Below are 25,163 nucleotides of genomic sequence, written 5' to 3' on the forward strand. Positions count from 1 at the left end.
GAAGCCTACAACGTCCGCAATGGCGTCTCTTCCAGAACGGCAGCTTTTGAATACCAATGCGCCTTAGCCGACCTCACCCCGTCGCTCCAGCCACCGCGCCCGGATCGCATCCGAACCCTCGCGCGAGCCATCGTGGCTCCAGCCCGGAGGCCGCAGCAAGTAGGACAGTTTGTGCCGCCACGGCGCGTGCCACGCATCGCTCAGCATCCCGTGCCATTCGTGGAAGGCGGCGTGGAGCAGGTTGAAGCTGCCGAGTTGTTTGATGATGCCGTAGCGGATGGGCAGGTCGTCGCGCTCTTGCTGGAAGGTGCCGAACAGACGGTCCCACACGATCAGGGCGCCGGCATAGTTGCGGTCGAGGTAGAGCGGGTTCGTGGCGTGGTGGACGCGGTGGTGGGAGGGGGTGTTGAACACGGCCTCGAACCAGCGGGGCATGCGGCCCACCGCTTCGGTGTGAATCCAGAACTGGTAAACAAGGTTTGCGCCGCCCACGGTGATCAGCATGGCCGGGTGGAAGCCGATGAAGGCGGGCCAGATGCGGAAGATGAACGACAGCGCGAAGAAGCCGGTCCATGTCTGCCGCAGCGCGGTGGACAGGTTGTAGTGCTGGCTGGTGTGATGGTTGACATGGCTCGCCCAGAACCAGCGCACGCGGTGGCCGGTGCGGTGTGCCCAATAGTAGTTGAAGTCATCGAGCACGAAGCAGGCGATCCACGCCCACCAGACGTTGGGCACGGTCAACACGCGGTGATCGTAAAGCCACATGGCGGCGGCGAGCACCACGCCTGCGGTCAGCGCGCCTGCCACGGTGCTGCCAAGGCCGAGCGCAAGGCTGGTGAAAGTATCGCGCGGTTCGTATTTTTCCGGCGCGCGGCGGGCGGCCCAGATCATCTCGGCAATGACCAGCAGCACGAAGGCCGGGATGGCATAGGCCACGATATCGAAGGGCTTCATTCTCCCCCGCCTCCCAACCGGCGCAAACTGGCGGCCCAGACTTGCGCCTGATCGCCCAGATCGAGCGTAATCGTGCCAAAGCGACGATCATCGGTGGCAAGCGTGAGAAACCGTCCATCAAGCCGCACACTGGCATGGCTGGCCAGCAGGCGCGCGACAAAGTGGCTGCCGTGCTGCCGGATGATCAACACCCGGCCCAGCGCATCGCGCGCCAGCGCGCCGATGCCTGCGCGGTCAACCGCCACGGACTGCGGATCGAAGCCGCAGATTGCCTCCTCGGCCAGTTGGCGGGCCTGCTGTTCGGACAGGATGCGCGGATCGCCGCCCAGACGTAGCCGCCGGGTGAGCCAGACCACGATGAGGATCGCCGCCAGCGAGGCCAATGCCTGCAGTGCCACGGCTGCGCCGGGCAGCGCCAGAACAGTTTGCAGTGAGGGCAGGATCATTGCGCTGCGGATCAATTCGCCTGCGCTGCCAGCATGTCTACCGTCGCGCGGATCGGGCTGATGTCATAGCCTGCGTCCGCTGCTTTGCTGGCGATGTCATCCGGTTTCATGCCAGAGCGGGCCTGCGCCAAGGCCCAGAGCAATGTGGAGCGCGTGCCCGAGCGGCAATAGGCCAGAACTGGCGCGTCGCCCGCCTGTGCCAGTGCCTGCTGCATTGCCTCAACCTGCGGCATCGAAAAACCCGCGTGGCTGACTGGGATGGCGATGTAAGCAATGCTGGCGGCTTGCGCGGCGGCTTCGATTTCGGCCCCCGGCGTCTGATCGTCGGATTCATCTTCCGGGCGGTTGTTGATGATCATGCCGATGCCCAGCGCCTTGGCATAGGCCACTTCCGCAATGCCGATCTGGGGGCTGGCATATGTATTGTCATCGATCTTGCGGAACATCGCGCGCATCCTTGGTTCTGGTCCGATTCTTGGACGGACCGCTTCGCCTTGTTAGTGCCCAATGCGCCGACGGGGAGCAAGACTGCCGCACAAGGTTGTGCCTGACAGATCGTTGCAGCGACGAAATTGGCACAAAAGCCACAGTTTTTGGGACGAAATGCGCGGGTTTTGACGATTCCGTTAGCGGTCCTGCATTTTTGCTTTATAGTCTTCGATGCTGAGGAAGGGTGTTTGCCGGTAAGGCTTCCCATTGATTCCCTCGTCGCACCGTCGGCTCCCGCGTCCGGCCTGCGGTGCCGTGAAGGTTGGGGCGGATTGAAGGTCTATTGATTTCTATGGGTTTTGACAGAGGGCGGCGCGGTCGCGGCAGAGACAAGCGCGACGGTTTTGGCGACGAGGGCGGCTTTGATCCCTACGGCGGTGGCGGTGGTGGCGGCTTTGGCGGCGGCGGTTTTGGTGACCGTGGCGGCTTTGGCGGCGGCGATCGCGGCGGCTTCGGTGGCGGACGCTCCGGCGGCGGCTTTGGCGGTGGTGATCGTGGTGGCTTCGGCGGCGGTGATCGTGGCGGCTTTGGCGGCGGTGGCGGCGGTGGCTTCGGCGGTGGACGCTCTGGCGGCGGTGGCGGCTTTGGTGGCCCTCGCGGCGGCGGCGGTGGCGGCGGCGGTATGCCCGCCCAGGTTGTCGGCACCGGCAAGGGTGTCGTCAAATTCTTCAACGGTCAGAAGGGCTTCGGCTTTATCTCGCGCGAAGATGGTGGTGAGGATGTGTTTGTTCACATCAGCGCAGTCGAGCGCGCCGGGCTGGAAGGCCTTGCTGAAGGCCAGACGCTGGAATTCAACCTTGTGGATCGCGGCGGCAAGATTTCGGCAGCCGATCTTCAGGTTGTCGGCGATGTGATCCCCGTTGCGGCAAAGCCTGCCGCACCGCAGCGCGAGCTGACGGGTGAGCGCGCCACGGGTACGGTCAAGTTCTTCAACGCGATGAAGGGCTTCGGCTTTATCACGCGCGATGATGGCCAGCCGGATGCCTTCGTGCACATCAGCGCTGTTGAACGTTCGGGCCTGCGGGAACTGAACGAAGGCGACAAGCTTGAATTCGACCTTGAAGTCGATCGACGAGGCAAGCACTCGGCGGTCAACCTGGTGCCGATTCAGGGTTGATCCCGATTGCAACGTTTCCGGTGATCTGACCGGCGACCTGCAAACACATACGCGCACAAATGGCGGTCCTTTTGGGGCCGCCATTTGTCGTTTGCGATGCCCATTTTCCCACCCGGACTTATTTCCAGACGGACAACACCCTATTTTTCCGTCATGCGGACTTGTCGTGACCAAACAGGAGAGCACTATGTCGATCACCCCGCTGATGCCCGTATACCCCCGGTGCGGCGTGCGTCCGGTGCGAGGCGAGAACTGCCACCTGATTTCCGAAGATGGCACGCGCTATCTGGACTTTGCCAGCGGCATTGCCGTGAACCTGCTGGGCCATTCGAACGAGCATCTGATCACGGCGCTGCAGAAGCAAGCGGCGACGCTGATGCACGTGTCGAACCTCTATGGTAGCCCGCAAGGGGAGCATCTGGCGCAGCGTCTGGTTGATCTGACCTTTGCCGACACGGTATTTTTCACCAATTCGGGTGCCGAGGCGGTGGAATGCGCGATGAAAACGGCGCGCGCCTATCATTCGGCGGTGGGCAACGACCACAAGTACGAACTGATCACCTTCAAGAACGCTTTTCACGGGCGCACGATGGCGACCATTAGCGCCTCTAATCAGGAGAAGATGCACAAGGGCTTCCTGCCGCTGCTGGAAGGCTTCAAGTACGTCGACTTCGATGATCTGGAAGGCGCGAAGGCCGCGATGGGCCCGAATACCGGGGGCTTTCTGGTGGAGCCAATCCAGGGCGAGGGCGGCATCCGCGATGCTTCGGACGAATTCATCCAGGGCCTGCGCGCGCTGTGCGACGAGCATGATCTGATGCTGATCTTCGACGAAGTACAGTGCGGCGTGGCGCGCACCGGCACGCTCTATGCCTATGAACAATATGGCGTGGAGCCCGATATCATGGCGACCGCCAAGGGCATTGGTGGCGGCTTCCCGATGGGGGCATGCCTTGCCACGGAAAAGGCGGCGCGCGGCATGGTGGCTGGCACGCACGGCAGCACTTATGGCGGCAATCCCTTTGCGATGGCGGCGGGTGAAGCCGTGCTTGATGTGGTGGCGAACGAGGCGTTTCTGGCCGACGTGCGCGCCAAGGGTGAGCGACTGCGTGGGCGGATCGAACAGTTCATTGGCAACTATCCCGATCTGTTCAAAGGCGTGCGCGGGCGCGGGTTGATGCTGGGCCTGATGATGAAAGTGGAGCCGCGTCCCTTCGTGGCGCACATGCGCGATCATCATCACCTGCTGACGGTGAGCGCTGGGGACAACACGATCCGCGTGATCCCGCCGCTGGTCATCGATGACAGCCACATCGACGAGTTTATGGAGCGCCTGTCGGCAGCAGCGGCCAGCTATCAACCCGAGGCGGTTTCAGCATGACCCGGCATTTTCTGAGCCTTGCCGATGCAGGCGGCGATGCGATTGCCGCAATGCTGAACGATGCGATCGACCGCAAAGCGGCGCGCGCGGGCTTCCCCAAGGGCAAGACCGATGCTGACGCGCCGCTGGCGGGCCATGTGCTGGCCATGGTGTTCGAGAAGAACTCGACCCGTACGCGCGTTTCGTTCGATGTGGCGATGCGCCAGCTGGGCGGATCAGCGCTCACGCTTGATGCCGGGACGACGCAACTGGGCCGGGGGGAGACGATTGCCGATACCGCGCGCGTGCTGAGCCGCATGGCCGATGTCATCATGCTGAGGACCGACGATCATGCGAAGGTCGAAGAGCTGGCGCATTATGCGACGGTGCCCGTGATAAACGGCCTGACAGACCTGTCCCATCCCTGTCAGATCATGGCCGATCTTTTGACGGTGATTGAACACGGCAAGGCATTACCCGGCCTCGAAGTGGCCTGGCTGGGTGATGGTAACAATGTGCTAAACTCAATTGTCGAGGCAGCCGGCCTGATGAAGTTCAACGTGCGGATTGGTGTGCCCGAGGGCTATGAAAACGACGCTGGATTTATCGAAACGGCGCGCAGCGGAGGAGCGAATGTGCGTGTTGTGCGTGATCCAGCCGAAGCCGTTCGCGGGGCCGATGTCGTGGTGACCGACACGTGGATCTCGATGGGCCAAACCCACGCTGAAGCCAAGCTGGCCGCGATGACACCCTATCAGGTCAACGATGCGCTGATGGCGCAGGCGAAAGCCGATGCGCTGTTTCTGCACTGCCTGCCAGCCCACCGTGGCGAGGAGGTCACTGATGCCGTGATTGACGGTCCCCGCTCCGTTGTGTGGGACGAGGCCGAAAACCGCATCCATGCGCAGAAATCTGTTCTGCGCTGGGTGTTTGGGCAGCTTTGAAGGACAAATTGGATTGTGACCGAGCAGGCGCAAAACTCGACAGGCTATGACCGTGTCCTGCACTTCACGTTGCCGGATCGCAACGCCCGCGGCCGCGCTGTGCGGCTTGGGCCGGTGCTGGACACGGTGCTTTCAGCCCATGCTTATCCCGCGCCAATCCGCCAGCTTCTGGCCGAGGCGCTGGCGGTTACGGCGCTGCTGGGTGCGCTGCTGAAGGATCAGGAGGGTCAACTGACCATTCAGGCGCAGACGCAGGACGGGGTGATTGACTTGCTTGTCTGCGACTACCGCAATGGGGAACTGCGCGGACATGTACGGCATGATCGTGCCCGGCTCGACGAACTCGGGCCAACGCCGTCGCTGTTCGCCCTGTTTGGTGAGGGCTATCTGGCGATTACCTTCGATCTTGCGGCCACGGGGCAGCGCTATCAAGGTGTGGTGCCGCTTGAGGGCACATCGCTGGCAGAGGCCTGTCAAAGCTATTTCTTCCAGTCCGAACAGGTACCGACGCTGATCCGCGTCGCCGTTCACAACACAGCGTCAGGGTGCATTGCCGGGGGGCTGCTGCTGCAGCACTTGCCAGAAGGCGAAGAGGGACGCGAGCGATTGCACGTCCAACTTGATCATCCTGAATGGGAGCATGTCGCCATATTGGGCGGATCGGTTAAGATGGACGAACTGGTAGATCCGGCGTTGGATCTTGAAAGCGTCGTCTGGCGGCTGTTTCACGAAGAACGCGAAATCAGGGTTGAGGCCGGACAAGCGCTGACCCGGGGGTGCCGTTGCACGGCCGAATACTATCGCGACGTGTTGTCTCGCTTTGGCGCGACAGAACTGGCCGAAATGAAGGACGAGAGCGGTTTGATACAGGTCGATTGTGCGTTCTGTTCGCGCATTTTTCCCATCGAAATGCATTAGGCCCAGTCATTTTGGCGGGAGGGTAACAGCAATTTTCACACAATGGGCAGCGCTTGTGGCGTTCAAAGTCTGTCACTGTAATGATATCATGCAGCCACAATGATCGTCTGCACATCTGTGCAGCGATCCGGGGTGTAAGTCTGGATCATGCCAACCCAAAGCCGCCTTCATTTTTCCTTCAAGCAAGGGCTCGTTTTGCTCGCAGGCGCGATTGCGGGCTTCGTTGCAAGTTCGAGTGTGGCGCAAGGCCCCGCGCTTGCGATGCTCGACCGGTTGGAACCCGGCCTGTGGGAAGTGCGTGCCCGTGACAGCGCCGATACAGCCCAAATATGCATAGATAACGGGCGCAAACTGATCCAGATCCGCCATCGGCGTGAGGCATGTCGGCGGTTGGTCGTCGATGATACGGCGGCCATGGTCACCGTTCACTACACGTGTCCTGCCAATGGCTACGGCCACACCAGTGTTCGTTTTGAAAATCCCAGGCTTGCACAGCTTGAAACGCAGGGCATCGACAAGGGGCTGCCGTTTAATTTCGTGGCTGAGGCGCGCCGGATCGGTTCCTGTTCACGCTAAACAGCCAGCTTCCAATGTGCTGGCCCAAAGTGTTGATTCCGTTGCAGACAAACCTGATCGCGGTTGTGCACTGTCTCATGATCTCGTGACAGAAAGTTGCATGGGAGACCATTGCATCGGCGCGGTGGCGCGGCTAGCCCATTACTGATGGTCGACAACACTTCCGCCGAAAATGCGCCGCTTGCCGTTGTTCTGCTATCCGGTGGGCTTGATTCCATGGTCTGTGCGGCACTGGCGCGAGAGCAAGGTTTTCGCGTACTTGCCCTGACGATCGATTACAACCAGCGCCATCGGGTCGAACTGAAAGCAGCGCGTGCCATCGCAGCCAGCCTGCACGTTGAACGCCACGTCATCCTTCCGCTTGACCTGCGCCAGTTTGGCGGATCTGCGTTGACCGATGATATGGCTGTCCCGAAAGATGGTTTGGGCGATGATATCCCGGTAACTTATGTCCCGGCGCGAAATCTCGTTTTCCTCTCTCTTGCGCTTGCTTGGGCAGAAGCAGCCGGGTCAAAAGACCTGTTCATCGGAGTCAATGCCCTCGACTATTCGGGCTATCCCGATTGTCGGCCTGAATTCGTCGAAGGTTTCCAAGGTCTGGCCCGCGTGGCAACGCGCTTTGGCAGCGAAGGTGGCACGGTCACGATCCATGCGCCATTACAGCATTTGAGAAAATCACAGATCGCGCAAGAAGCAGCGCGACTTGGGCTGGAAGCAGGACAAAGCTGGTCGTGCTATGACCCCGATCCGGATGGGAGAGCCTGCGGCCTGTGCGACAGTTGTCGCCTGCGGCGCGCAGGGTTTGAAGAGGCAGGCTTGCATGACGGAACGCGATACAGCGCAAACTAGTGGCGAACCCGTCGCGCAGATGCAGAACGAAGCTACGGCCTATAGCTGGTACGTGCTGTTCATTTTGGTGCTGGTCTACATCCTGAACTTTGTCGACCGGCAGATCCTTTCGATTCTTGCCAATGACATCAAGCGGGACCTGTCACTCACTGACGCAGATCTAGGCTTCCTTTATGGAACGGCGTTCGCGGTGTTTTATTCGCTGTTTGGTATCCCGTTGGGGCGCCTTGCCGACAATTGGCATCGCGTAAGGCTGATGGGTATCGGTTTGGCGATGTGGTCAGTCATGACTGCGGTGTCCGGCTTTTCCCGGTCGGGTATGCAGTTGACGGGGGCCCGCATTGGTGTTGGTATTGGTGAGGCTACGGCAAGCCCAGCGGCCTATTCCCTGATATCTGATTACTTTCCGCAGCGCCTGCGCGCCACGGCGTTGGCGATCTATTCATCCGGCCTTTTCCTCGGGGGCGGCCTCTCGTTGTTCATCGGAGGGCTGATTCTGGAAACTTGGAACGGGGCTTATCCGCAAGGGGGCCCGCTGGGCCTTGTGGGCTGGCAGGCTGCGTTCATGGCGGTGGGGTTGCCGGGAATGCTCCTGGCTTTGTGGGTGTTCACCATTCGCGAACCGGTACGCGGCGGTATTGATGGCCTGGCAACGCATGGATCGGATCAGCCATTCAAAAGCTTCGCCGCCGAACTTCTCAACGTGATCCCGCCGCTGACGCTGATCGGAGCAGCCAGCCGCGGTGGCCGGGCGCTAGCTGCCAACCTACTTTTTGCCGGATGCATTGTCGTGGGCGTTCTGATCTTGTCCGAACTTCTGGGACGCTCAACACTCCAGCAGTGGGTGTTCGTTGGCGTCGGCGCCTATGCCGTGTTCAGCTGGGCAACGGCGCTCAAGTCGCGCGATCTGCCTACGTTTCGCCTGATCTGGGGAACCCCGGCGTTCCTGTGTACCACATTGGGTTACGGTATGGTGGCCTTCATGGCTTATGCCTCGTCCTATTGGGGCGCACCTTATGCCGAGCGCGTGTTCGGCATCGCCAAATCCGACCTCGGCCTTACCATCGGCGCAACTGGGGCACTCGGGGGTTTTCTGGGTGTCATCCTCGGTGGCCGCGTAGCCGACAAACTTTTTGAGCGCGGACCGGCCGGCAGGCTTTACGTTACATTGTTCGGGCTTCTGGCCCCCATTGCCCCGATGATTGGGGCATACACGACCGACTCTTTTACGGCCTTCATCATCTATTCGTTTCTGGCCCAGATTATGTCGAGCAGCGCTTTGGGTGGCGCAGCCGCTACCAGCCAGTTGCTGGTCTTGCCAAGGATGCGCGGCACAGCCACGGCCACCTTTTTCCTTGCCACAACGCTGGTTGGGCTCGCGCTTGGTCCGTTCATGGCCGGGTATGTTTCGGCCATGAACGACGACAACTTGTCGATGGGTGTCTTGTCGACGCTGGTGGCCGTGCCCATTGGGCTGGCTTTGCTGCTGACAGCAATCAAAACCACCCCGCTCGCTCAGGCCAGCCTTGAAAGCCGTGCGCGTGCGGCGGGTGAGGCCCTGTGACCTTTCAATTTGTTGTCATTGAAAGAACGCCACAAGCGATCCGCCCGCCGCTGTTGCCACTCGGATCAGTCTTGTAGTCATCTGGCCCTGAGTGAACGACCACAGCGGTGCCGTCGACATCGTTTATCGCCGCGAGGACTTCTGGCGACGGGCCGGGGATGCTGGCACTGATCGTGCCATTACCATCTGCGCCGACATCAATGTTGGGAAGATCGCCAAGGTGCGGACCGGCAGCATTCATCGTGCCGTGCTGGCGCGCGGCAGGGTTCAAGTGCCCGCCCGCTGAGGTGAAACCCGGTGCCTCGCATTTGCCGATGAGATGAAGGTGTATGCCGTGCAGCCCCGGCGTAAGGCCAGATACTTGCGCATTGAGCATGAGGTCGGCGTCTGACTGGCGAATTTGTGCCGAGCCTATGGCCTTGCCGCTGGCATCGGTCAGCACGCTTTGGGCCATTACAGCAGAACTGGTGTCCGGTGCTGTCGTGCACGCGGCAAGAGCCAAAAGGCCTGTCAGCGCTATAAGTCTTGATTGCGGTGTCATCGCCAGATCTCCGAGAATATCGTCTTCGAAGACCTTAACGCAAAAGGGGCCGGATTTCTCCGGCCCCTCCTGCATTTTTCCGAAATTTCGGAGATTACATGCCCGAACCCGGACCGTAGGTGATTTCCACGCGACGGTTCTGGAGTTCACGCACGCCGTCAGCAGTCGGCACGCGCGGGTTGTTTTCACCGAACGCCTGGCTGGTGATCGAGCCATCAGGAATGCCATGCGAAGTCAGGTACGAACGGACCGACACGTTGCGGCGCTCCGAAAGAGCCTGATTGTACTTCGGCGTACCCGAACGGTCGGCATAACCGGCGAGCATGATCGGAACGCTGGCGCAGTTGCCATAAGCCGTGACAGCATTGTCAAGGATCGTGGCTGCTTCCGGCGTGATGTCCGACTTATCCCAATCGAAGAACACGATGTAGGGACCCTTGTTGCAAACCACTGCCGGCGGAGGCGGCGGGGGCGGCGGGGGCGGCGGGGGCGGCGGTGGGGGCGGCGGGGGTGCCGCTTCTTCCACTGGTTCGGCTCCACCGAAGTTGAACGTCAACGTGCCAAGCAGCGAGTGCGAACGGAAACGGGTGCGGGCATTGGTGCCTGCAGCGTTGATCACATCAACATTGTTCTGGTTGAAGAAGCGATACTTCAGGCCGACATCAACGCTGTCGCTAAGCGGAGCGCGAACACCAGCCAGAGCCTGCCAAGCAAAACCCGTGTCCGAGTCGTTGATGTTGGTCAGCGCCGATGGAGTAGCCACTTGAACTTTGGCGCGGCTAACGCCAGCGCCACCGCCGACAAAGCCCTGAAGGCCGTCATCGGGGCCGAAATCAAGCAGGCCATTGACCATGAAGCTGAGCGCATCGACGTTGCCCGAAATCGCACGATCAAAGGTGTTCGTGCCGATGTTGAAGGCTTCATTCTTAGCTCGGCGATAGCCGACTTCGCTTTCAAGACGGAAACCGCCAAAATCGTATCCGACGATACCGCCGAAGTCATATCCGGTCCGTGTGTCCAGAACGCCGGTCTGCCCAGCGCCACGCAGATTCTCGAAATCTTCGACAATCATTGCGCCAGCGTCAGCTTCGACATACCAGGCTTTATCTTTTGCAAATGCTGGCGTTGCCAAGGCACTTGAGGCCAAGGCTACGCCAAGGATCATTTTCCGCATCATCGTTTCCCCTATAAGCGACATCATGCCACGTCGTGCAGGTTGTCTACCGGTTCCAAAGTGGTCATGCAAGCGGACAAACACGCCAAGTGTTGCACGAAAACAACGGATTTGCCCCATTGTGCAGTGCCGCACCAGCTCTATTGTGCCCTCATGTGGTGGTGGAATGCGAGGGGACGATTTTTGTTCCTAAAGATTGCCAGAAAAAATTCCTGCTGATCTCAATGCCTGAATTAGCGCATTGATGGCTCCGCGTGCTTCCACATCGATTAGCGCACCGCCAGAGGGGGCCGGCGGTTCCACTGCAGTTTGCCAACCATCAGAAAAAACACGATTTTGGCCATTGCCAACATCATGGACACGCCATCCCGACTGAGGTGCTATGAAGCGCCAACCTCCATCGGTCCATCCTGCAAGGGCGTTGGCATGTCCGCTAAACGCACCGCTTGGCATATCGCCTACGATCCAAACGTCGCCGCTTACCGGGCTGGCTGGCGGGTCATTCAGAACACCGTGAACACGTACGCCCAAGACAATGTCAAGCAACAGCAACGCTTCGTTGACGGTAACTTCTTTTTGCGCTTGGCCAGAAAACAACATCGGAAACCCGATGCGGGGTGTGACAGCGGAATAGTTCAATGGTTCGCTCATAGCGTAGTTCCTCTGATTCGACGCGTCACGCGTTCAATTCGATGATCAACGGCAGGGATTTTGATCGCAGGCCAATTTGTCTGACGGAGAAATCCGCGACTGGCATAGCTGAAAGCGATTGGGCGAGCTCTGTCGGCAGCTGCAATTGCGGGGTCGCGGTCTGCCAGACCTGTGTCGGGTTGCTATCCGGCCCGAATGCTACCTCCCACAATTCCGATGGCTCGCCCAGCGGCGCCTCAACTCCGTCAGGCCAGCCCCAAGACCCGCGTGCTCGCCTGATCCAGCGTACAAGCGCTGACCCATCAGCCTGCCAGACAATCGAACCGTGCACAGGCGCCAAAGGTCTGGTTGTCAGACCGAGGTTCAAAATCGTGCAGCTTGCAGGCGCGCTGTCCCCCAGTCCAATGCCCACAATTACGTTTCCTGCTGCAAGATCCGCCTGCGGGCTGCTCACACTGGTCAGCCGATCATCGATCAATGCAAAGGGTTCACCAGCGGTGTGCCCGTCAACGACGTGTTCCGTGCCTCCACGGCCGCGCAGGAAACCGGTAATCTGCCAGATTTTTCCCGCAACACGCTCCGCCCGGCCAAACTGGATGATTTCATTACCAAGCAGCGCACGGTTCGCGCCTTGCATCAACTGGGCCCAGGTTGCGTTGCCAAGAGTCAGATCTTCGGCTGCAAGTTCGAGTTCGACACGCGAATATGCATCGAAGAGCAGTGGTGATCCGGTGTTCATGGCCGTGAGGGCGCGTCCAACGACTGCGCGCCTGCGGCCAGTCGAACCGATTGGCGTCAACGCATTGTCATCGCCTTGTATGTAAAGTGCCGCTCCGGTCCACCCGGCTGTTTCGGCGGATGCCGCTACCTTCAAGTCGGCAACATCACCGTTCCCTGTGCCGTCCCAAGGCATTTCAAACGCCACCAGGCGGGTTGGCACGGAGACAAGATCAATCGAAGGATTTGCGCGGCCCGGGTCGGCAGTGATCGACAGCGGCCTGTCAGCAGCCACAGGAACCAGATCAAGCATGACGCCATCGGCCTGCCACTCCCACTGTTCGATGCGCCAATTGCCTTCCGTGACAGGCGTTCTCACGATTGCTCCAGGCGAGCAATCAGAACTGATTTCGGTGATGCGATAACGCAGCGTGTCGCGGGCCTCGGTGCGCCTGCGTGCCGCCCTGTCTGCAACCAGCGAAGCTTCGGTGGCACTCATGGCAACGGGCAGTTCTATCACTGCGACGTCGCCGGGCTCACTTCTACCGAGGCTGCGCTGAAGGCCAGGCTGATAGTCTCGCGAGATATCGTAGTATCGCACAACGCACTGCTGCGAGGCTGGTAATGCATCCCGCCGCCGCGCCCAACCGTCCTGACGTGCGTCTTCTGCGCTATCCCCACCAGCACAAGGAGGCGGCAGCATGCAAAGCTCGGCTTCACCAAGGGCATCCGCAAGACCAAGCGATAGCCGATCATTGCGTACGTTGCAGATGATCGGTGCAATTTCGCCTAGAACTGGCACGATATCGGCAGTCGATCCCTGATCGAATGTAAAACCGGTAAGGCTTACCTGATCCAGATTGTTGGTATCGATAGCATTATCGGCTGCGCGAAAAATGTCGGCAAAGGATACAGCACCGTCATCTGCAATCACTTCCAGCGTGAGCGACGGCAGCCTGTTGCCATAGTCCGCCAGCGCCACATCTTCGAACACCACATAGGCTGTATTACGATAGGCCGGGTTCAGAAGTTCGCCCTCGGCCTGCACAAGCAGCGGATCAGGCATTTGATCGCCATGCCCGGTGTGGACGCGCAAGGTCCCGCCAACCTTCAAGTCACCAGCGTGGCCACGCAGCAAGTTTCCATCAGCCCATATGCGACCAATGCCGACTATTGGGCGGCTGGCGACAGCGACAGCAAATGAGGCGGTGTAGCTGTAGGTGTTGACGGAGGGTCGTCCTTTGCCCCCTGAACGTTCCTGATTTTCAACAAGTTCTGTCGCCCAGATAACGCTTCCTGAGGCTCGTATCGTGCCGAAATGCATCGGCATTGGCGAGCCATAACTTGATGTCTGGACGGACAGTTCTTTCAGCCTTGGTCCTTCGACCTTTCGCCGTCCGATGACAGCAGAATCGAACTGCTGTCCGATCAAGGCGCCCAGCGCGCCTCCAAGTGGCCCACCGATCGCTGTGCCAACTGCAGAAAGGATCAATGTTGCCATCAGTATTTCCTATCTTACTTGGTATCTTGCGTAGGGACATCCAGCTTCCATTGCAGGCTGATTGGCCAAGGCAGCGGGTCAGGCATGAATGTGACGCGGCCGAGTGATGCGTGAGCATGTACGAAACCGCCGGAAACACGGACAAGCAGGTGTGGCTGAATCGGATTCACCATGCACAGCACGACGTGTCCGTCTTGTTCGACGCGCACGAGATTGTTCTCTGCTGCAAAGTGTAGCAGTCTTGAAAAGCTTGCACTTCTCAGCGAATAGCCCTCAGGCACAGACGTATGCCTTCCGGATGCGCGCAATGCTTGCGCTACGACCCCAACGCAGTCGAGCCCCGTTTCTGGATCCCGGCCATGCAACCTGAATGGAGCGCCAATTAACTCCCGGGCAGCGCATTCGAAAGCTTGCTGCATTACTGTGCAGCCGGATAACGCGTGAGCAGATCGTTCCCTGGCATGAATGGTTCGCCCTGGAAATTTACTGCGTTATCAAATCGTTGTGCGCAAGTTGAAAGGGTGTGATCACAACCCTCCTTCAAGATGACGCGCATTCCGGTTTCAGTCCCGGCGGAAAGAGGGCGGTCAAGCACCAGCCAGTCTTCATGTGTGGCTCTTATCCGAAAGGGTGCGCCTGCGTCAGGACCATCGACCGGCCTCAACCAGCCGAAGCGAAAATCTGTTGCATGCGGATTGGACACCTTTGTCCACAGGCGTTCGTTGCTCAGTCCAGTCATCGCGGCTTCATGCGTATAGCCCGCGATTGTTAGGGTGCAGCCCTCGCCGCAGAATTCTGCCCTGCATGTCGGCGATGTGCGCGGCACAAGCTCCCGGTACAACTGGCGTTTCAAGGATGCCAGTTCCGCCGAAAACTGCGCACCCTCCCGCCCGACTGAGCCAATGGTTCCAGCAAAGAGGCTGTCTGCTTCAAGCGTTTCCCAATCGACCAAGCCCATGGTGATACTGGCACCGTCAAAACGCCCGGAGACCAGATCGCTTTCGCTGATCGCATCATGGCTAAGCGCGCCGGAGATCTCTGCTGTATCCAGTTCGAGCGATGCTGATTTGCGCATCGCCGATGGAACCATTCCCGGAGCAGTGCGATGGCGCAGGCCGGCAAAAACGATGTCCCGATCATGGCTGGTAAAGCCGAGGGCAATTCCATCTCGCCGCTCGATCCGCCACCATGTCGCCACTGTCTCCAGAGGCTGGCTGAACCAGGTCCTGCTCATGCGTCTTCTCGCAGTTCAACCAGTGGAACGCTAGGCGCTTCGCCTGCTGCAAATTCCGCCCCCGAGATATCGATGCTATCCTCGGCAAACCGCACAGGCACATCGAACAGGAAGCCAGCCCTGATAATGCTGCCTGTAGGAGGAGCGTTGGTAAACGCGACGATTCCGCGCGCTTCCAGGGTGAAGTCGCCGGTTTCGGTCCCATCTATGCTCACGCGCAGGGTCTCGGATCTTGGCCGGGTTATTCGGCGACGCTGCGCATCGACACTCTCCCCGTAATGCTTCACCAGCGCAAAGTGAGACGTCGCACCATTGCCGCTACCAATTACCTGATCGGCAGGGGTCGGGGTTCCGGTCATGCCATTCGAGCTGAAGTCCGAAGGATCGCGCAGCCGAAACCCGCGTGCCTGCCCGCGCCGCGCCCGGAAAAAGCTGATAAGCTCTCCCAGTTCTGCATCGGATCGCACGCCCGGTCCTACATCAAACCGCATCCGCGCATCCGACCAGAGGCTGTTGCGCCGTTCAAAGCCCGATGCCGTGATCGTCACATTGGTCGAGAATTCCGGCGTCACCGAAGCATCCCGTCCCAGCGCCAGCGGGAACAGGACATCGTCAAAGGATTGCATGGTGTCTTCTCCACTGGCTCCCGGAAGGCGGGTGTATCCGTCGCGCGATACTTGCGGCAGCGCCCAGACGAATGTCTCGGCCACGCCCAGTGCCACAGCTTCATTGGCCGCATCATCGATCCGCGCCCATTCTGTCGCGGCATTTTCTGCCAACAGCACAAAGCCCGAAAGGTAATGCTGGCGTTCACGCGGATAATTCAGCCGCGCTTCGGCTATTGCCCGCGCCTGCGCCCGCAATGCATCTTTGCCCGCCGTAACCCAGTCATAATCCTCTAACTGCAGTGTATCGAATGCGGGCGATGCCCAACCCACTGGCAGGTTCGCACGCAGGGCTTCGGGCGTTACAGGATCAAGCACAGTCGGCAGGAATGCCAGCAACAGCGTCTCAGCCCCCGCCACACCTGCGGCTTCTTTCACAGCTGCGCAAAGGTCGGCGGTCGATTGCGCCAGCGTGGCACCGGCTTGATCCAGCAACGCTTTTTGTGCCGCGTTCAGGTTTGCCCCCATGTCGGGGATGCTCACCAGATTGCCGCCGAACGCTTCCTTGGCCGCATCGTCATAGATGCAGATTCGCCGATCCAGCGTCATCCACCACCACGGCTCACCCACCTGATACCTGACCGGCAGCCCTGCATCCTGCATCAGATCAACCAGCGATAAAGCCACTTTGCGCAGCCAAGCCCCAGCCTGCGCATTTGCAGGCGATAGCAGCGCCGATGGCGGAACCCAGCCCGTCCGCGCAGGATCGCCGTTTTCAGCGCGCTGTTGCCAGGCAGGCGGGCAGTTCTGTGCCAGCAATTCGTATGATTGCGAGGCAATCACCGTGTGCCCCATCGCTGCCGCACCCGCCATAAACGCTGCGTGCCAGCGCCGCGCTGCCGAGTTCATTGCAGGCAAAGCCGGGTCCACCACAAACCCTCCGGCACCATCTGGCACCATCGCATAGAAGTGGCTCATCCCGATGTAATGGTTGATACTCCCGCGATAACCCAAACCTCTGATCTGTCGCAGCACGCGCGCCGGGCTTAGGTTGTAGGCATCGTCATAGCCGGTGCACATCGAAAGCCCGTGCGGCGGCACCATCACATCGCCCAATGCCAGCATCGGTTTGTGCCCTTGGCAGGACACGTCTGTCAGCTCGACCCAGCCCTCAACCGACGGGGCAAAGGGTGCCACGTTGCCTGCGCCATACCCCGGAGCCACCAATGAAATGAACAACCGGTCGATGTCTGCCGGATGCACTGGATCGGCCTCTGAAGGAAGCAAGAACCCGCCACTCAGCTCCGAAAACCGCAGTGTCACCAGTGCATCGGTCGGCGATCCTTGCGCATAGTTCCACAGCCGAACATACCACGCCCGCGCATTGCCCGCCGCATCGCGGCCTTCGATGGTCAGTGTCGGCCCGTTCACCGCATCCAGCGGCAATACACCTGCCGATCGCCAGCGAAACGACAGCGTCAGCCGCGAATAATCGCGCTTCGTTTCATAGGATAGCAGCGGATGGTCCCACTTGTCCTCCGATTCCCAGATCAGCCCGATCAGGTCATCGGCCTTGCGGAACACCGCATCCACCCGCAGCGCATCGGGTGCGGTCGTTACCACCGATGCCATTGCGGGCCTTGGAAAGTTCACCGTCCAGAAACGCGGATCGAAGCGCTGAATCGTATCGGTCTGCTGCACCGTTCGGCGCTTGGCCAGCCAGTATGTCATGCCATGTCCTTAGCTGTCAGAAGTCGCTCAGCGCCCGGCGCACTGCCTGCGCCACCTGCTTGCCCGAACGGCGCAGGCTTTCCGGCTGGCTGCTGCCTTGCGGGCTGACGATGCGGATAGAGACATTCACGTCCCGCCCCTTGCCGCCCAGTGAAGGCTCGACCCGCCCCGCCGATGTCGGCACAAACAGCTCCGGCCCACGCTCACCCACCAGATAGCCGCGCCCCGGTGCCACTGGACCGCCGGTCGCGCGTCCTGGCAGCCCGAAGATCGATCCGACCAGCCCCGAAAGCAGCCCGCCGATCCCGGCAGACTGCCCCCCAGCACCGCCACCCAATGATCCGATCCCGGCGCTCACCGCCTGCGCCGCAATATCGCCCATCACGTTCAACGCCACACGCCGCAGGTCTTCGAACCCCAGTGACCCACGCCGAATTGCTCCTAGAAGCCCGCGCTCCAGCGTGTCCCCGGCGCGCCCGAACCCGTCCACCAGGATCGAATCAAAACTGCCCCGCATCTGCGCCACATCAGCCGTGAAGCCCGAGGTATTTGCGCGCACATCGATCATCAGCGTGTCGAGTTCATCCACCACGGTCTGCCTCCATCAGTCTATCGATTGTGCTGCGATCCACCGCTTCACCTTCAGGTGCGCGCAATGCGATCAGTATCGTGGCCAGTTCCTCGGGCGTTGCGCTCCAGAACGTGTCAGGCGTCCAGCCCAGCAGCAGCGCGGCATGGCCCGAAAGCTTCGCCGCCGCCGCCCCGAACCGCGCGCTCATCCGCTGCCCTTCAGCACCTGCACGATCAGTGCACGCAGCACCGGCGTGCAGGCGGCAAGGCCTTCGCGCGCCACCGCCTCGGCAAAGTCGGCGCGCTCCAGCCCGCTGCGGTCGCGCAGGCAGTGCCAGAACAGCGCGACCATTTCGCCCAAACGCAACTGCCCCGCGCTTGCCCGCTCCACCAGCGCAAACAGCGGCCCAAGCTCTTCTTCGGCCGCCACCAGCGCGCCAAATGTCGGGCGCAGCACCAGCGGTTGCCCGCCCAGCATCAGCACCGCTTCCCCGCGATGGGGATTTGCTGCGTCCACCATCAGACTTGCGCCACCACGCCCGAGCTTTCGAGCGTCATTGTGTAATTGCGCTCGCCATTGAAATCGCCGGAATAATCGAGCCGCTGGACCAGAAACTTGCCCCGCATCCGCTCACCGCCTTCGAACGAAAGCTCATAGTCGGCGATTGTGCCCGCCAGCGCATTGCCCCGCACTTGGCCCTCGGCTGTACTGCCCAGGAAAATCCCCGCCGCGCTCACCGTTACCGATCGTGTGCCCGCACCGGTCAGCAATTCGCGCCAGCCGCCCGAATCCTTGCTGGTAATCACCACCGCTTCACCGTTGATCGACATCTGGGTTGTGCGCAGACCCGCTACGGTGTTGTAAGTCGGCGTTGCCGCGCCATCGCTGATCTTCAGCAGAAACGCGCTTCCCTTCTGGGCTGCCATGTCAGTTCTCCTTTGAAAGAATGGGTGTTCAGGCCGCCATCACGCGCGCCCGGTATTCCAGCACCACCACGCGCAGCGCCTCGCCACGCTGCTCGGCCCGCGCCCGCAACAGGTTCAGGCTGGCCACACGAAATCCGGCGGCAGACTGGTCCGCGGGCAGGCCCTCCACCCGCGCTTCGATGGCCGAAACCAGCGCCGCGCCGCCCAGCGGATCATCGCTGCGGAAATTCAGCTCCAGCGCCACGCGGATCTCGCGCCCCGCCAGCGTCTTGGTGCCCCAGTTGGTGCTCGCGCTGGTGGTCAGTGCCAGCCAGGGCAGGGCGGTGCGTAACGGCGCTTCTTCGACCACCGCGTTCAGTGCGCCAGACAATGCCGGATCACTCGCCAGCCAGCCAATCAGCACCGCGCGAAAGGGGATTTCCATAAGTCTAATCCTCTCCAAACAGCGGCCACAACAGGCGCGCTTTGCGCAAAGTGCGCGCATCGCGCCGCCGTGCCATCAGCACCGCGCGCGCCTTGGCCAGCGCTTCGGCTTTCTCGATCAGCCGCTGCACCAGCGGTCCGATCTGCGTTGCTTCTGCCCTGATCATGCCAGCCGCATCCGTCGCCACGGACGCCACAGCGCGGCGATGGCCGCAGGTGGTAGGGCTTCCGATTTCTTCTCGTCATCGCGCGCGCGATGCTGGTGGGCGGCCAGCCGGATCACGCCGTGCCGGATCGCTTCGGGAAGGCCCGCCCAGTCATCAGCCAGCCCTGCGGTATAAGTGACGATCATCCGGCGCTGCGCGATTGGCCGCGCAAGTCGCACCAGCCCGCGCCCATCAGCGTCAATGTCGAATTCATAATCGCCCGCCGCCAGCGCTGTCCGTGCTCCAGCCGTGTCCAGCGCGGCCAGTGCCGTAATCGCGTGAACAGGTTGTGCTGAAAGCGCCTGCCAATCACCACGCGCTGCCAGCACTTCCTCGCAGCCCGTTTGCAGCGGCATCGTGCCGGTAAAGCCCTCGCACAGATCCAGCGCAGTGCGCAGCAGGGCCAGAAGTTCTGCATCGTCGGTCGACCGGCTGATTCCCAGCCAGGCCTTGAGTTCGCTCAGCGCGGCCGAAGCCAAGGCTGGCGGCGCAACAATTGCCCGCATCATGGCAATCTCCGGTCAAAGTGGGAAAAAAGGGGGCCTGCAGCGGGAGGGGGAACCGCTGCAGGCCAACCGAACGCGCGATTATGCGCGCCCGGTCATCACCATCAGGCCGCGATACGCAGCAGTTTGATCGCGTCGCTGTCCATCACCTGCCCACCCACGCGGCGGGTGGCATAGAACTGGACGTAGGGCTTGTTGGTGTAGGGATCGCGCAGGATCGTGGTCTGCTGACGCTCCGCAATCAGATACCCCGCTCGGAAGTTGCCGAATGCGATTGGGAAGGCACCTGCCGCCACATCCGGCATGTCTTCGGCTTCGACCACGGGATAACCCAGCAAACGGTCCGGCTGACCTTCGATCAGGCCCGGCTGCCACAGGAACGCGCCATCCGATGTCTTCAGCTTGCGGATCACCGCCAGCGTGGCCGAATTCATCACCCATGCCGCACCCTGCCGCAGCGGAGCTTTAAGCTGGAACACCAGATCGATCAGCTTGGCCTCGGGCGATGCATCGAACCCGGTGGCATTGCCCGATCCGATGAACTGCAGCGAACCGAAGGTGCGGGCCGCATCGCCTGCCGTGCTGGTCGGCGCAGCCAGAAAGCCGCGCGGCTGATTCACGCCCGTGCCATTGACGAATGCCGCCCCTTCGGCGCGGGCAAACTCGGTGGCGATTTCATTGGCCAGCCAGCCTTCCACGTCAAACGCCGCATCGTCCAGCATGGCCTGCGTCGCCGAGGGGTTGGCATAAAGCTCACCCGATGGCGGCACGATCTCGGCCAGCTTGGGGCTGGCCGTTTCGGGGCGAGCGCCGGTTTCGCTCACCCAGCCCGAAGCCGCACCACCGGTTGAAACCAGACGGCGGAACCCCGAAGTGCCCGTGCGCACCACACTGGCCACACTGCGGATCGGGCTGATTTCCACCAGACGGCGCGCAATCATCGCGTCGATCTGCTGCGGAATGGCAAAGCCGCCATCGGCACCGACTGTGCCCGAAAGCGCCTTGAGTTCGGTCTCGCGGCCCGTGCGGACATAACCGTCGATAAAGCCGGTCAGATCACGCCCGGCATCTGCTGCACCACCCAGCATCGGACGCACTGCCGCGCGCCCCGCTTTCTCGATGCGACCCTTCACTTCCTCCACTTCGCTGCGCAGTGCAGCAATCGCGGCATCATGGGCTTCCTGCCGCTCGACAATGTCAAACGAACCAGTCAGCGCATCCGCCTTGGTCTCGATGTCCAGATTTTCCATGTGGCTAATCGTCCTTTCTGCATGAAACAGGTCGCCGCAACGGTCGGCCTGAGGGGGACTTCGGTTGTCTTCAAAAAGGGGATGGGTCGGTGCCGATCAGGCCGCAGCCTGCTCACCGTCTTCCACGTAATGCACCCGTGCCAGCGGCTGCATCGGCCGGGTCACCAGGCTCACCTCGATGATTTCCAGATCGTTCAGCTCGCGCCCGCCCGGTAGCGCCCGGCCGTGCAACACGCGGTATCCGAACGAAAGCCCGTCCACTGCGCCCTGCTTTAACGCTCGCGCTGCAGCAGAATCGGTCGCATCCACCCGCGCCACCACGCGCAGGCCGCGCTCGTCCTCGCCAGCGCTTTCGATCCAGCCGATTTGCTGGTCGGGCCGGTGCTGCCATAGCAGCGGCAGGCGCAGCCCTTCGGCCAGCCGCCGCTCAAGGCTGCCCTTGAAGGCGCCGGGCATGATCGTGTCGCCGCCGCTGTCGCGCTTGCGGAACACCGCCGCGTATCCGGCAAACCGGAGCGGCGCCTTCATCGCACCAGCTCCGCCGAACCCAGCCGCACCGCGATGGCAAACAGCAGCAGCGCCAGCATTGCCCGCACTACCCAGCCAATCGCCGCCTTCCACGCGCTCGCCTTGGCATCGCGCCACGCGCCCAGCAGTTGGCGCAATTCAGCCAGATCGCTATGCGCATCATCATCGCCCAGCCCCATGCGGTTCAGCGCCCGCACCGCGCCCATGTCCGATGCTTCCTCGACGATAGCCCGCAAGGTCACCAGATCGGTGCCCTCGTCACCCGCCTGCGCAATCAGCCGCGCCAGCATATCCTCGCGGGTCATGCCTGCACCTGATCAAGCCCGAGTAGCCCGCGCTTTTCGTCAGCAGACAGGAAATCTGCCCCCGCCACTTGCGCCCAGAGCCGCTCCCGGTCTTCGGCCAGCGCCGGAACGCCATCCAGATCTACCGTCAGGTTTGCATCGGCAAACCACGGCTTCAGCCCTTCGGCCAGCGCGCTCAAGATCTTGCCCGCCACCGGCAGCAGCGTCAGCCGCCACAGCGCCCGGTTGGCCTCGCGGTAATTGGCATACGTATTGTCGCCCGGAATCCCCAGCAGCATTGGCGGCACGCCAAACGCCAGCGCAATGTCGCGTGCCGCCGCCGCTTTCAGCGTGGCAAAGTCCATGTCCGCCGGGGTCAGCGCCAATGCCTGCCAGCGCAGCCCGCCTTCCAGCAGCATCGGCCGCCCGGCATTGCCCATGCCCGAATAGGCCGTGGTCAGCTCACCCTTGATCCGCTCGAACTGGTCGGCGGTCAGCGCCGCCCCCGGCTCACCCGGATCATAGACCAGCGCCCCCGATGGCCGCGCCGCATTTTCCAGCAAGGCCCGGTTCCAACGTGCTGCAGCGTTATGAATAGCCACGGCTTCTTCCGCCGCCTCCAGGCAGCCCGCACCGTAATGGTCATCGACCGGATGAAAGTGCTTCACATGGATCAGATTGGCCCGTCCGAAATCGTCCAGCGCCTCTATTCGCATCGCCTTTTCGCCCACTTTGTAGGCAAAGGCTGCAGGCCATCCCCCCGCATCGGGGATCACCGTCACCCGCTCGGGCCGTAGCGCAAACAACTCCACCGGCACGCCATCGGCATCGCGCAGCACTTGCACATAGCCATTGCCATGCAGCATCAAATGCGCCGCCAGCGTCTCCAGCAATGGCTGCCCCGCACTGGTTTCACTCACCAGCGCCAGCAACGCCGGGTCCGAAGCCTTGACCGGCGCACCACCGATTCCCTCGGCCACCAGCCGCACCGCCCGCTGCGCCACCGGATTGCGCAAATAGGCCTCGCGGATCGCCACCGGATAGTTGATCGGCCCTCTCGCGGTGTCCCCGCGCCAATCCGAAGCGGCGACCCAAGGCGAGATAAAACTGCGCCCCAGCGGCGCACGCGGCGTCACCGCCTCACCCTTGAAGGCAGCGGCAAGCGATTGAAAGAACGACATGATGTCCCTTTCGCAATAGAACTGAAAACTCCCCTCCCGCCTGCGGGAGGGGTCGGGGGAGGGCATGTTGCCCAACCCCTCAATCAAACCAGATGCGCGGCTCCGCCTGCTGCCCCAGCATCAGCTCGGTCAGCGCCCAGACACAGGCATCAGCTCTGTCAGGAGATCGCCCCGGCCCTTGATACTCACCGCCCGGCATCAATCCGCACAGCTCGTCCTCCAGCTTCGGAAAAATCCCTGCGTGGCGCACGCGCCCTGCTTCATAAAGCGCCGCCACCGGCTCGGCCCGCGCCGTCTTGCCTCGGCTCGCATGGACAAGGCGCAAAGGCAGCGTCGCTTCGGCAGCGCGCAACACTGCGCCCACCATCTCGCCCCCTTGGTTCGCCTCGGCCACAACCCGGTCGGCTGACCAGGCGCGGGCGGCATTTGCAACGGCGCGGGCCCATCGCTCGGGGCTGGCCTGTTCCACCGAACAGTCGGCCAGCACCCGCGCAATCCGGTCATCCCCGATCCCGCAGACCACGATCCCGCAGGCATCGCCATGCGCACTGGCAGGCGGATCAACCCCCACCACCACACGCATCATCGGCGGTGCCGCATCTTCGCGGGCAGATTCGACAAGGCTGCGGCTCCATAGCGCGCCTGCCAGATCCTCGATCATCTCGCCCAGCAATTCCTGCCGCCCCAGCGTGGTCCCGCCAAAGCTGCGCTGCATGGCTTGCACAAACCGTGCGGGCAGATTCCGCGCATTGTCGAACGTGCTGCCGCGCGTCACCACCACATCATCGCCATCGCCAATGATCCGCGTCACCAGCGGCACCGGGCGCGGCGTTGTCGTCGCCACCAGTCGGGGATCGTCGCCCAGCCGAAGCCCCATCAGCAAGTTGTCCCACATTGCCATCGCGCGGTTTGAACTGTTGTCCCACTTGGCAATCTCGTCGCACCAGGCGTGGCTGTGCTGTGGCCCGCGCAAACTTTCTGGCTCCCCTGCGGAATAGAGGAACGCCTGCGCCCCGTTTGGCCACACCACCCGCCGCACCGAACTTTCAAACACGGGCCTTTTCCAAGGTGCACCGATGGAAAGCAGTCCGCTTTCGCCTTCCACCATCACGCTGCGCGCTTCGTGCAGCGATGCTCCCACTAGCGCGATCCGCGCATCAGGATCGGCTTCGGCCACCTTGCGCACCCATTCGGCACCCAGCCTCGTCTTGCCAAACCCGCGCCCCGCCATGACCAGCCACACGCGCCAGTCCCCTGCCGGAGCCTGCTGGCTTGCCCGCCCCCAGACTTTCCAGTCATAGGGCCATTGTTCGATCTCCTGCTTTGGAATGCGCTTCATCAGCGCGGCGATCTGCTCGTGGCTGGCCTCTGCGAGCCACGTCAGAAAGCCGTTAGTCACCCAATGCACCTTCGCTCAAAGCAGCCTTGCGGCTCGCCAGCACCTCATCGCGCATGTCCAGCAACCGCTTGTGCAATGATGCGCGCACCACCTCCACGTCGGAATTGTCGCGGATCGCCCGCTCCTTGGCCACCGTCTCGCGGTGCTGCGAAAGCAGCCGCAGCGCAGTGGCATTGTCGAACTTGGCTTCCCCATCCTTGGCTTCGCCAAAGCGCAACCGGTGCAGCACTTCCATCTCCAGCAGGTCGTATCCCTCGCACAGCGCTTCGCGCCATTGCGCGGCAAATTCGTGCTCGGTCCGCTTCAGCTTATAGGCGTGGCTGGGATCGATCTTGGCGGCCCGTGCCGCCGCGCTCACATTTGATGTCTCTGCCAGCGCGGCCAGAAAATGCGTTCTCCAATGGCGATTGTTCGGTTTGTCCGATGTCCTGTGCGCAGCAGAAATCCGCGTCCGGTTCTTGCCGGACGCAGGCGGAGTCGATCCGGCCATGCGTGCCCATCCTTGAATTTGGGTGAAC

Annotated in this window: 29 protein-coding genes; 7 read left to right on the forward strand and 22 right to left on the reverse strand. The window is 61.7% G+C overall.

All coding sequences use genetic code 11. From position 1 onward, the window contains the following. Window positions 1-63: 63 nt before the first annotated feature. The 3 genes from AC2A1F_RS11130 to AC2A1F_RS11140 are packed head-to-tail and all read right to left on the reverse strand — an operon-like array spanning window position 64 to window position 1,846. Window positions 64-954, reverse strand: a complete 891-nt coding sequence (locus AC2A1F_RS11130; RefSeq protein WP_484208814.1) for a sterol desaturase family protein — start codon at window positions 952-954, stop codon at window positions 64-66. After that, window positions 951-1,400, reverse strand: a complete 450-nt coding sequence (locus AC2A1F_RS11135; protein WP_484208815.1) for a hypothetical protein — start codon at window positions 1,398-1,400, stop codon at window positions 951-953. The genes AC2A1F_RS11130 and AC2A1F_RS11135 overlap by 4 nt, the downstream gene beginning before the upstream one ends. Before the next feature lie 11 nt (window positions 1,401-1,411). After that, the gene (locus AC2A1F_RS11140; protein WP_484208816.1) at window positions 1,412-1,846 is read right to left on the reverse strand and encodes a protein tyrosine phosphatase family protein; all 435 of its coding nucleotides are present in this window, start codon (window positions 1,844-1,846) and stop codon (window positions 1,412-1,414) included. Window positions 1,847-2,181: 335 nt separating this feature from the next. Here AC2A1F_RS11140 and AC2A1F_RS11145 point away from each other — a divergent pair, with 335 nt between their 5' ends. The 7 genes from AC2A1F_RS11145 (at window position 2,182) to AC2A1F_RS11175 (ending at window position 9,217) form a co-directional block, all read left to right on the forward strand. Next, window positions 2,182-3,006 carry a cold-shock protein gene (locus AC2A1F_RS11145; RefSeq protein WP_484208817.1) on the forward strand — a complete coding sequence of 275 codons (825 nt, stop codon included), beginning with the start codon at window positions 2,182-2,184 and terminating at the stop codon, window positions 3,004-3,006. A gap of 187 nt (window positions 3,007-3,193) precedes the next feature. After that, window positions 3,194-4,387, forward strand: a complete 1,194-nt coding sequence (locus tag AC2A1F_RS11150) for an acetylornithine transaminase (RefSeq protein ID WP_484208818.1) — start codon at window positions 3,194-3,196, stop codon at window positions 4,385-4,387. Continuing rightward, the gene (gene argF, locus AC2A1F_RS11155) at window positions 4,384-5,310 is read left to right on the forward strand and encodes an ornithine carbamoyltransferase (RefSeq protein ID WP_484208819.1); all 927 of its coding nucleotides are present in this window, start codon (window positions 4,384-4,386) and stop codon (window positions 5,308-5,310) included. The genes AC2A1F_RS11150 and argF overlap by 4 nt, the downstream gene beginning before the upstream one ends. Before the next feature lie 15 nt (window positions 5,311-5,325). After that, the gene (hslO, locus tag AC2A1F_RS11160) at window positions 5,326-6,228 is read left to right on the forward strand and encodes an Hsp33 family molecular chaperone HslO (RefSeq protein ID WP_484208820.1); all 903 of its coding nucleotides are present in this window, start codon (window positions 5,326-5,328) and stop codon (window positions 6,226-6,228) included. 237 nt (window positions 6,229-6,465) lie between these two features. Continuing rightward, the gene (locus AC2A1F_RS11165) at window positions 6,466-6,804 is read left to right on the forward strand and encodes a DUF3617 domain-containing protein (protein WP_484208821.1); all 339 of its coding nucleotides are present in this window, start codon (window positions 6,466-6,468) and stop codon (window positions 6,802-6,804) included. 147 nt (window positions 6,805-6,951) lie between these two features. Further along, window positions 6,952-7,653: a 7-cyano-7-deazaguanine synthase QueC gene (queC, locus tag AC2A1F_RS11170; RefSeq protein WP_484208822.1), complete on the forward strand. Its 702-nt coding sequence runs from the start codon at window positions 6,952-6,954 to the stop codon at window positions 7,651-7,653. Then, a complete protein-coding gene (locus tag AC2A1F_RS11175) occupies window positions 7,625-9,217 on the forward strand; it encodes a spinster family MFS transporter (protein WP_484208823.1) in 1,593 nt (530 codons plus the stop codon). The genes queC and AC2A1F_RS11175 overlap by 29 nt, the downstream gene beginning before the upstream one ends. Before the next feature lie 4 nt (window positions 9,218-9,221). Here the strand turns inward: AC2A1F_RS11175 and AC2A1F_RS11180 are convergent, their stop codons facing one another. The 19 genes from AC2A1F_RS11180 to AC2A1F_RS11270 form a co-directional block, all read right to left on the reverse strand. Next, window positions 9,222-9,671 (reverse strand): superoxide dismutase family protein, encoded by a 450-nt coding sequence (locus AC2A1F_RS11180; protein ID WP_484208824.1) that lies wholly within the window; start codon window positions 9,669-9,671, stop codon window positions 9,222-9,224. A gap of 181 nt (window positions 9,672-9,852) precedes the next feature. Beyond that, window positions 9,853-10,932 (reverse strand): OmpA family protein, encoded by a 1,080-nt coding sequence (locus AC2A1F_RS11185; protein ID WP_484208825.1) that lies wholly within the window; start codon window positions 10,930-10,932, stop codon window positions 9,853-9,855. A 189-nt stretch (window positions 10,933-11,121) separates the two neighbouring features. Further along, window positions 11,122-11,583 carry a DUF2793 domain-containing protein gene (locus AC2A1F_RS11190; protein WP_484208826.1) on the reverse strand — a complete coding sequence of 154 codons (462 nt, stop codon included), beginning with the start codon at window positions 11,581-11,583 and terminating at the stop codon, window positions 11,122-11,124. A gap of 25 nt (window positions 11,584-11,608) precedes the next feature. After that, a complete protein-coding gene (locus AC2A1F_RS11195) occupies window positions 11,609-13,801 on the reverse strand; it encodes a GTA baseplate fiber-binding domain-containing protein (RefSeq protein WP_484208827.1) in 2,193 nt (730 codons plus the stop codon). Between the two features lie 418 nt (window positions 13,802-14,219). Next, complete coding sequence (locus AC2A1F_RS11200) at window positions 14,220-15,035, reverse strand: DUF2163 domain-containing protein (protein ID WP_484208828.1); 816 nt, start codon at window positions 15,033-15,035, stop codon at window positions 14,220-14,222. Continuing rightward, on the reverse strand, window positions 15,032-17,371 hold the full coding sequence (locus AC2A1F_RS11205; protein ID WP_484208829.1) for a DUF2460 domain-containing protein: 2,340 nt from the start codon (window positions 17,369-17,371) through the stop codon (window positions 15,032-15,034). Before AC2A1F_RS11205 ends, AC2A1F_RS11200 begins: the two co-directional genes overlap by 4 nt. Window positions 17,372-17,387: 16 nt before the next feature. Then, on the reverse strand, window positions 17,388-17,963 hold the full coding sequence (locus tag AC2A1F_RS11210) for a tail tape measure protein (protein WP_484208830.1): 576 nt from the start codon (window positions 17,961-17,963) through the stop codon (window positions 17,388-17,390). Next, on the reverse strand, window positions 17,953-18,150 hold the full coding sequence (locus tag AC2A1F_RS11215; protein ID WP_484208831.1) for a phage tail assembly chaperone: 198 nt from the start codon (window positions 18,148-18,150) through the stop codon (window positions 17,953-17,955). The genes AC2A1F_RS11210 and AC2A1F_RS11215 overlap by 11 nt, the downstream gene beginning before the upstream one ends. After that, complete coding sequence (locus AC2A1F_RS11220; protein WP_484208832.1) at window positions 18,147-18,461, reverse strand: gene transfer agent family protein; 315 nt, start codon at window positions 18,459-18,461, stop codon at window positions 18,147-18,149. The genes AC2A1F_RS11215 and AC2A1F_RS11220 overlap by 4 nt, the downstream gene beginning before the upstream one ends. Then, window positions 18,461-18,868, reverse strand: coding sequence for a phage major tail protein, TP901-1 family (locus AC2A1F_RS11225; protein ID WP_484208833.1), 408 nt, complete (start codon window positions 18,866-18,868; stop codon window positions 18,461-18,463). Before AC2A1F_RS11225 ends, AC2A1F_RS11220 begins: the two co-directional genes overlap by 1 nt. A gap of 28 nt (window positions 18,869-18,896) precedes the next feature. Next, window positions 18,897-19,292, reverse strand: a complete 396-nt coding sequence (locus AC2A1F_RS11230; RefSeq protein ID WP_484208834.1) for a DUF3168 domain-containing protein — start codon at window positions 19,290-19,292, stop codon at window positions 18,897-18,899. Window positions 19,293-19,296: 4 nt separating this feature from the next. Next, on the reverse strand, window positions 19,297-19,458 hold the full coding sequence (locus AC2A1F_RS11235) for a hypothetical protein (protein ID WP_484208835.1): 162 nt from the start codon (window positions 19,456-19,458) through the stop codon (window positions 19,297-19,299). After that, complete coding sequence (locus tag AC2A1F_RS11240) at window positions 19,455-20,006, reverse strand: head-tail connector protein (RefSeq protein WP_484208836.1); 552 nt, start codon at window positions 20,004-20,006, stop codon at window positions 19,455-19,457. The genes AC2A1F_RS11235 and AC2A1F_RS11240 overlap by 4 nt, the downstream gene beginning before the upstream one ends. Window positions 20,007-20,107: 101 nt before the next feature. Continuing rightward, window positions 20,108-21,253 (reverse strand): phage major capsid protein, encoded by a 1,146-nt coding sequence (locus AC2A1F_RS11245; protein ID WP_484208837.1) that lies wholly within the window; start codon window positions 21,251-21,253, stop codon window positions 20,108-20,110. A 96-nt stretch (window positions 21,254-21,349) separates the two neighbouring features. Continuing rightward, window positions 21,350-21,781 carry an HK97 family phage prohead protease gene (locus AC2A1F_RS11250; RefSeq protein ID WP_484208838.1) on the reverse strand — a complete coding sequence of 144 codons (432 nt, stop codon included), beginning with the start codon at window positions 21,779-21,781 and terminating at the stop codon, window positions 21,350-21,352. Further along, entirely contained in the window at window positions 21,778-22,086 is a 309-nt protein-coding gene (locus tag AC2A1F_RS11255; protein WP_484208839.1) for a DUF6127 family protein, read from the reverse strand. The genes AC2A1F_RS11250 and AC2A1F_RS11255 overlap by 4 nt, the downstream gene beginning before the upstream one ends. Further along, window positions 22,083-23,246, reverse strand: coding sequence for a phage portal protein (locus AC2A1F_RS11260; protein ID WP_484208840.1), 1,164 nt, complete (start codon window positions 23,244-23,246; stop codon window positions 22,083-22,085). The genes AC2A1F_RS11255 and AC2A1F_RS11260 overlap by 4 nt, the downstream gene beginning before the upstream one ends. Before the next feature lie 79 nt (window positions 23,247-23,325). Next, entirely contained in the window at window positions 23,326-24,585 is a 1,260-nt protein-coding gene (locus AC2A1F_RS11265) for a DNA-packaging protein (protein ID WP_484209032.1), read from the reverse strand. A 52-nt stretch (window positions 24,586-24,637) separates the two neighbouring features. After that, window positions 24,638-25,135, reverse strand: coding sequence for a hypothetical protein (locus tag AC2A1F_RS11270; RefSeq protein WP_484208841.1), 498 nt, complete (start codon window positions 25,133-25,135; stop codon window positions 24,638-24,640). Window positions 25,136-25,163: the final 28 nt, after the last annotated feature.

It is taken from the genome of Novosphingobium sp. HNCC26BN242, assembly GCF_057180525.1.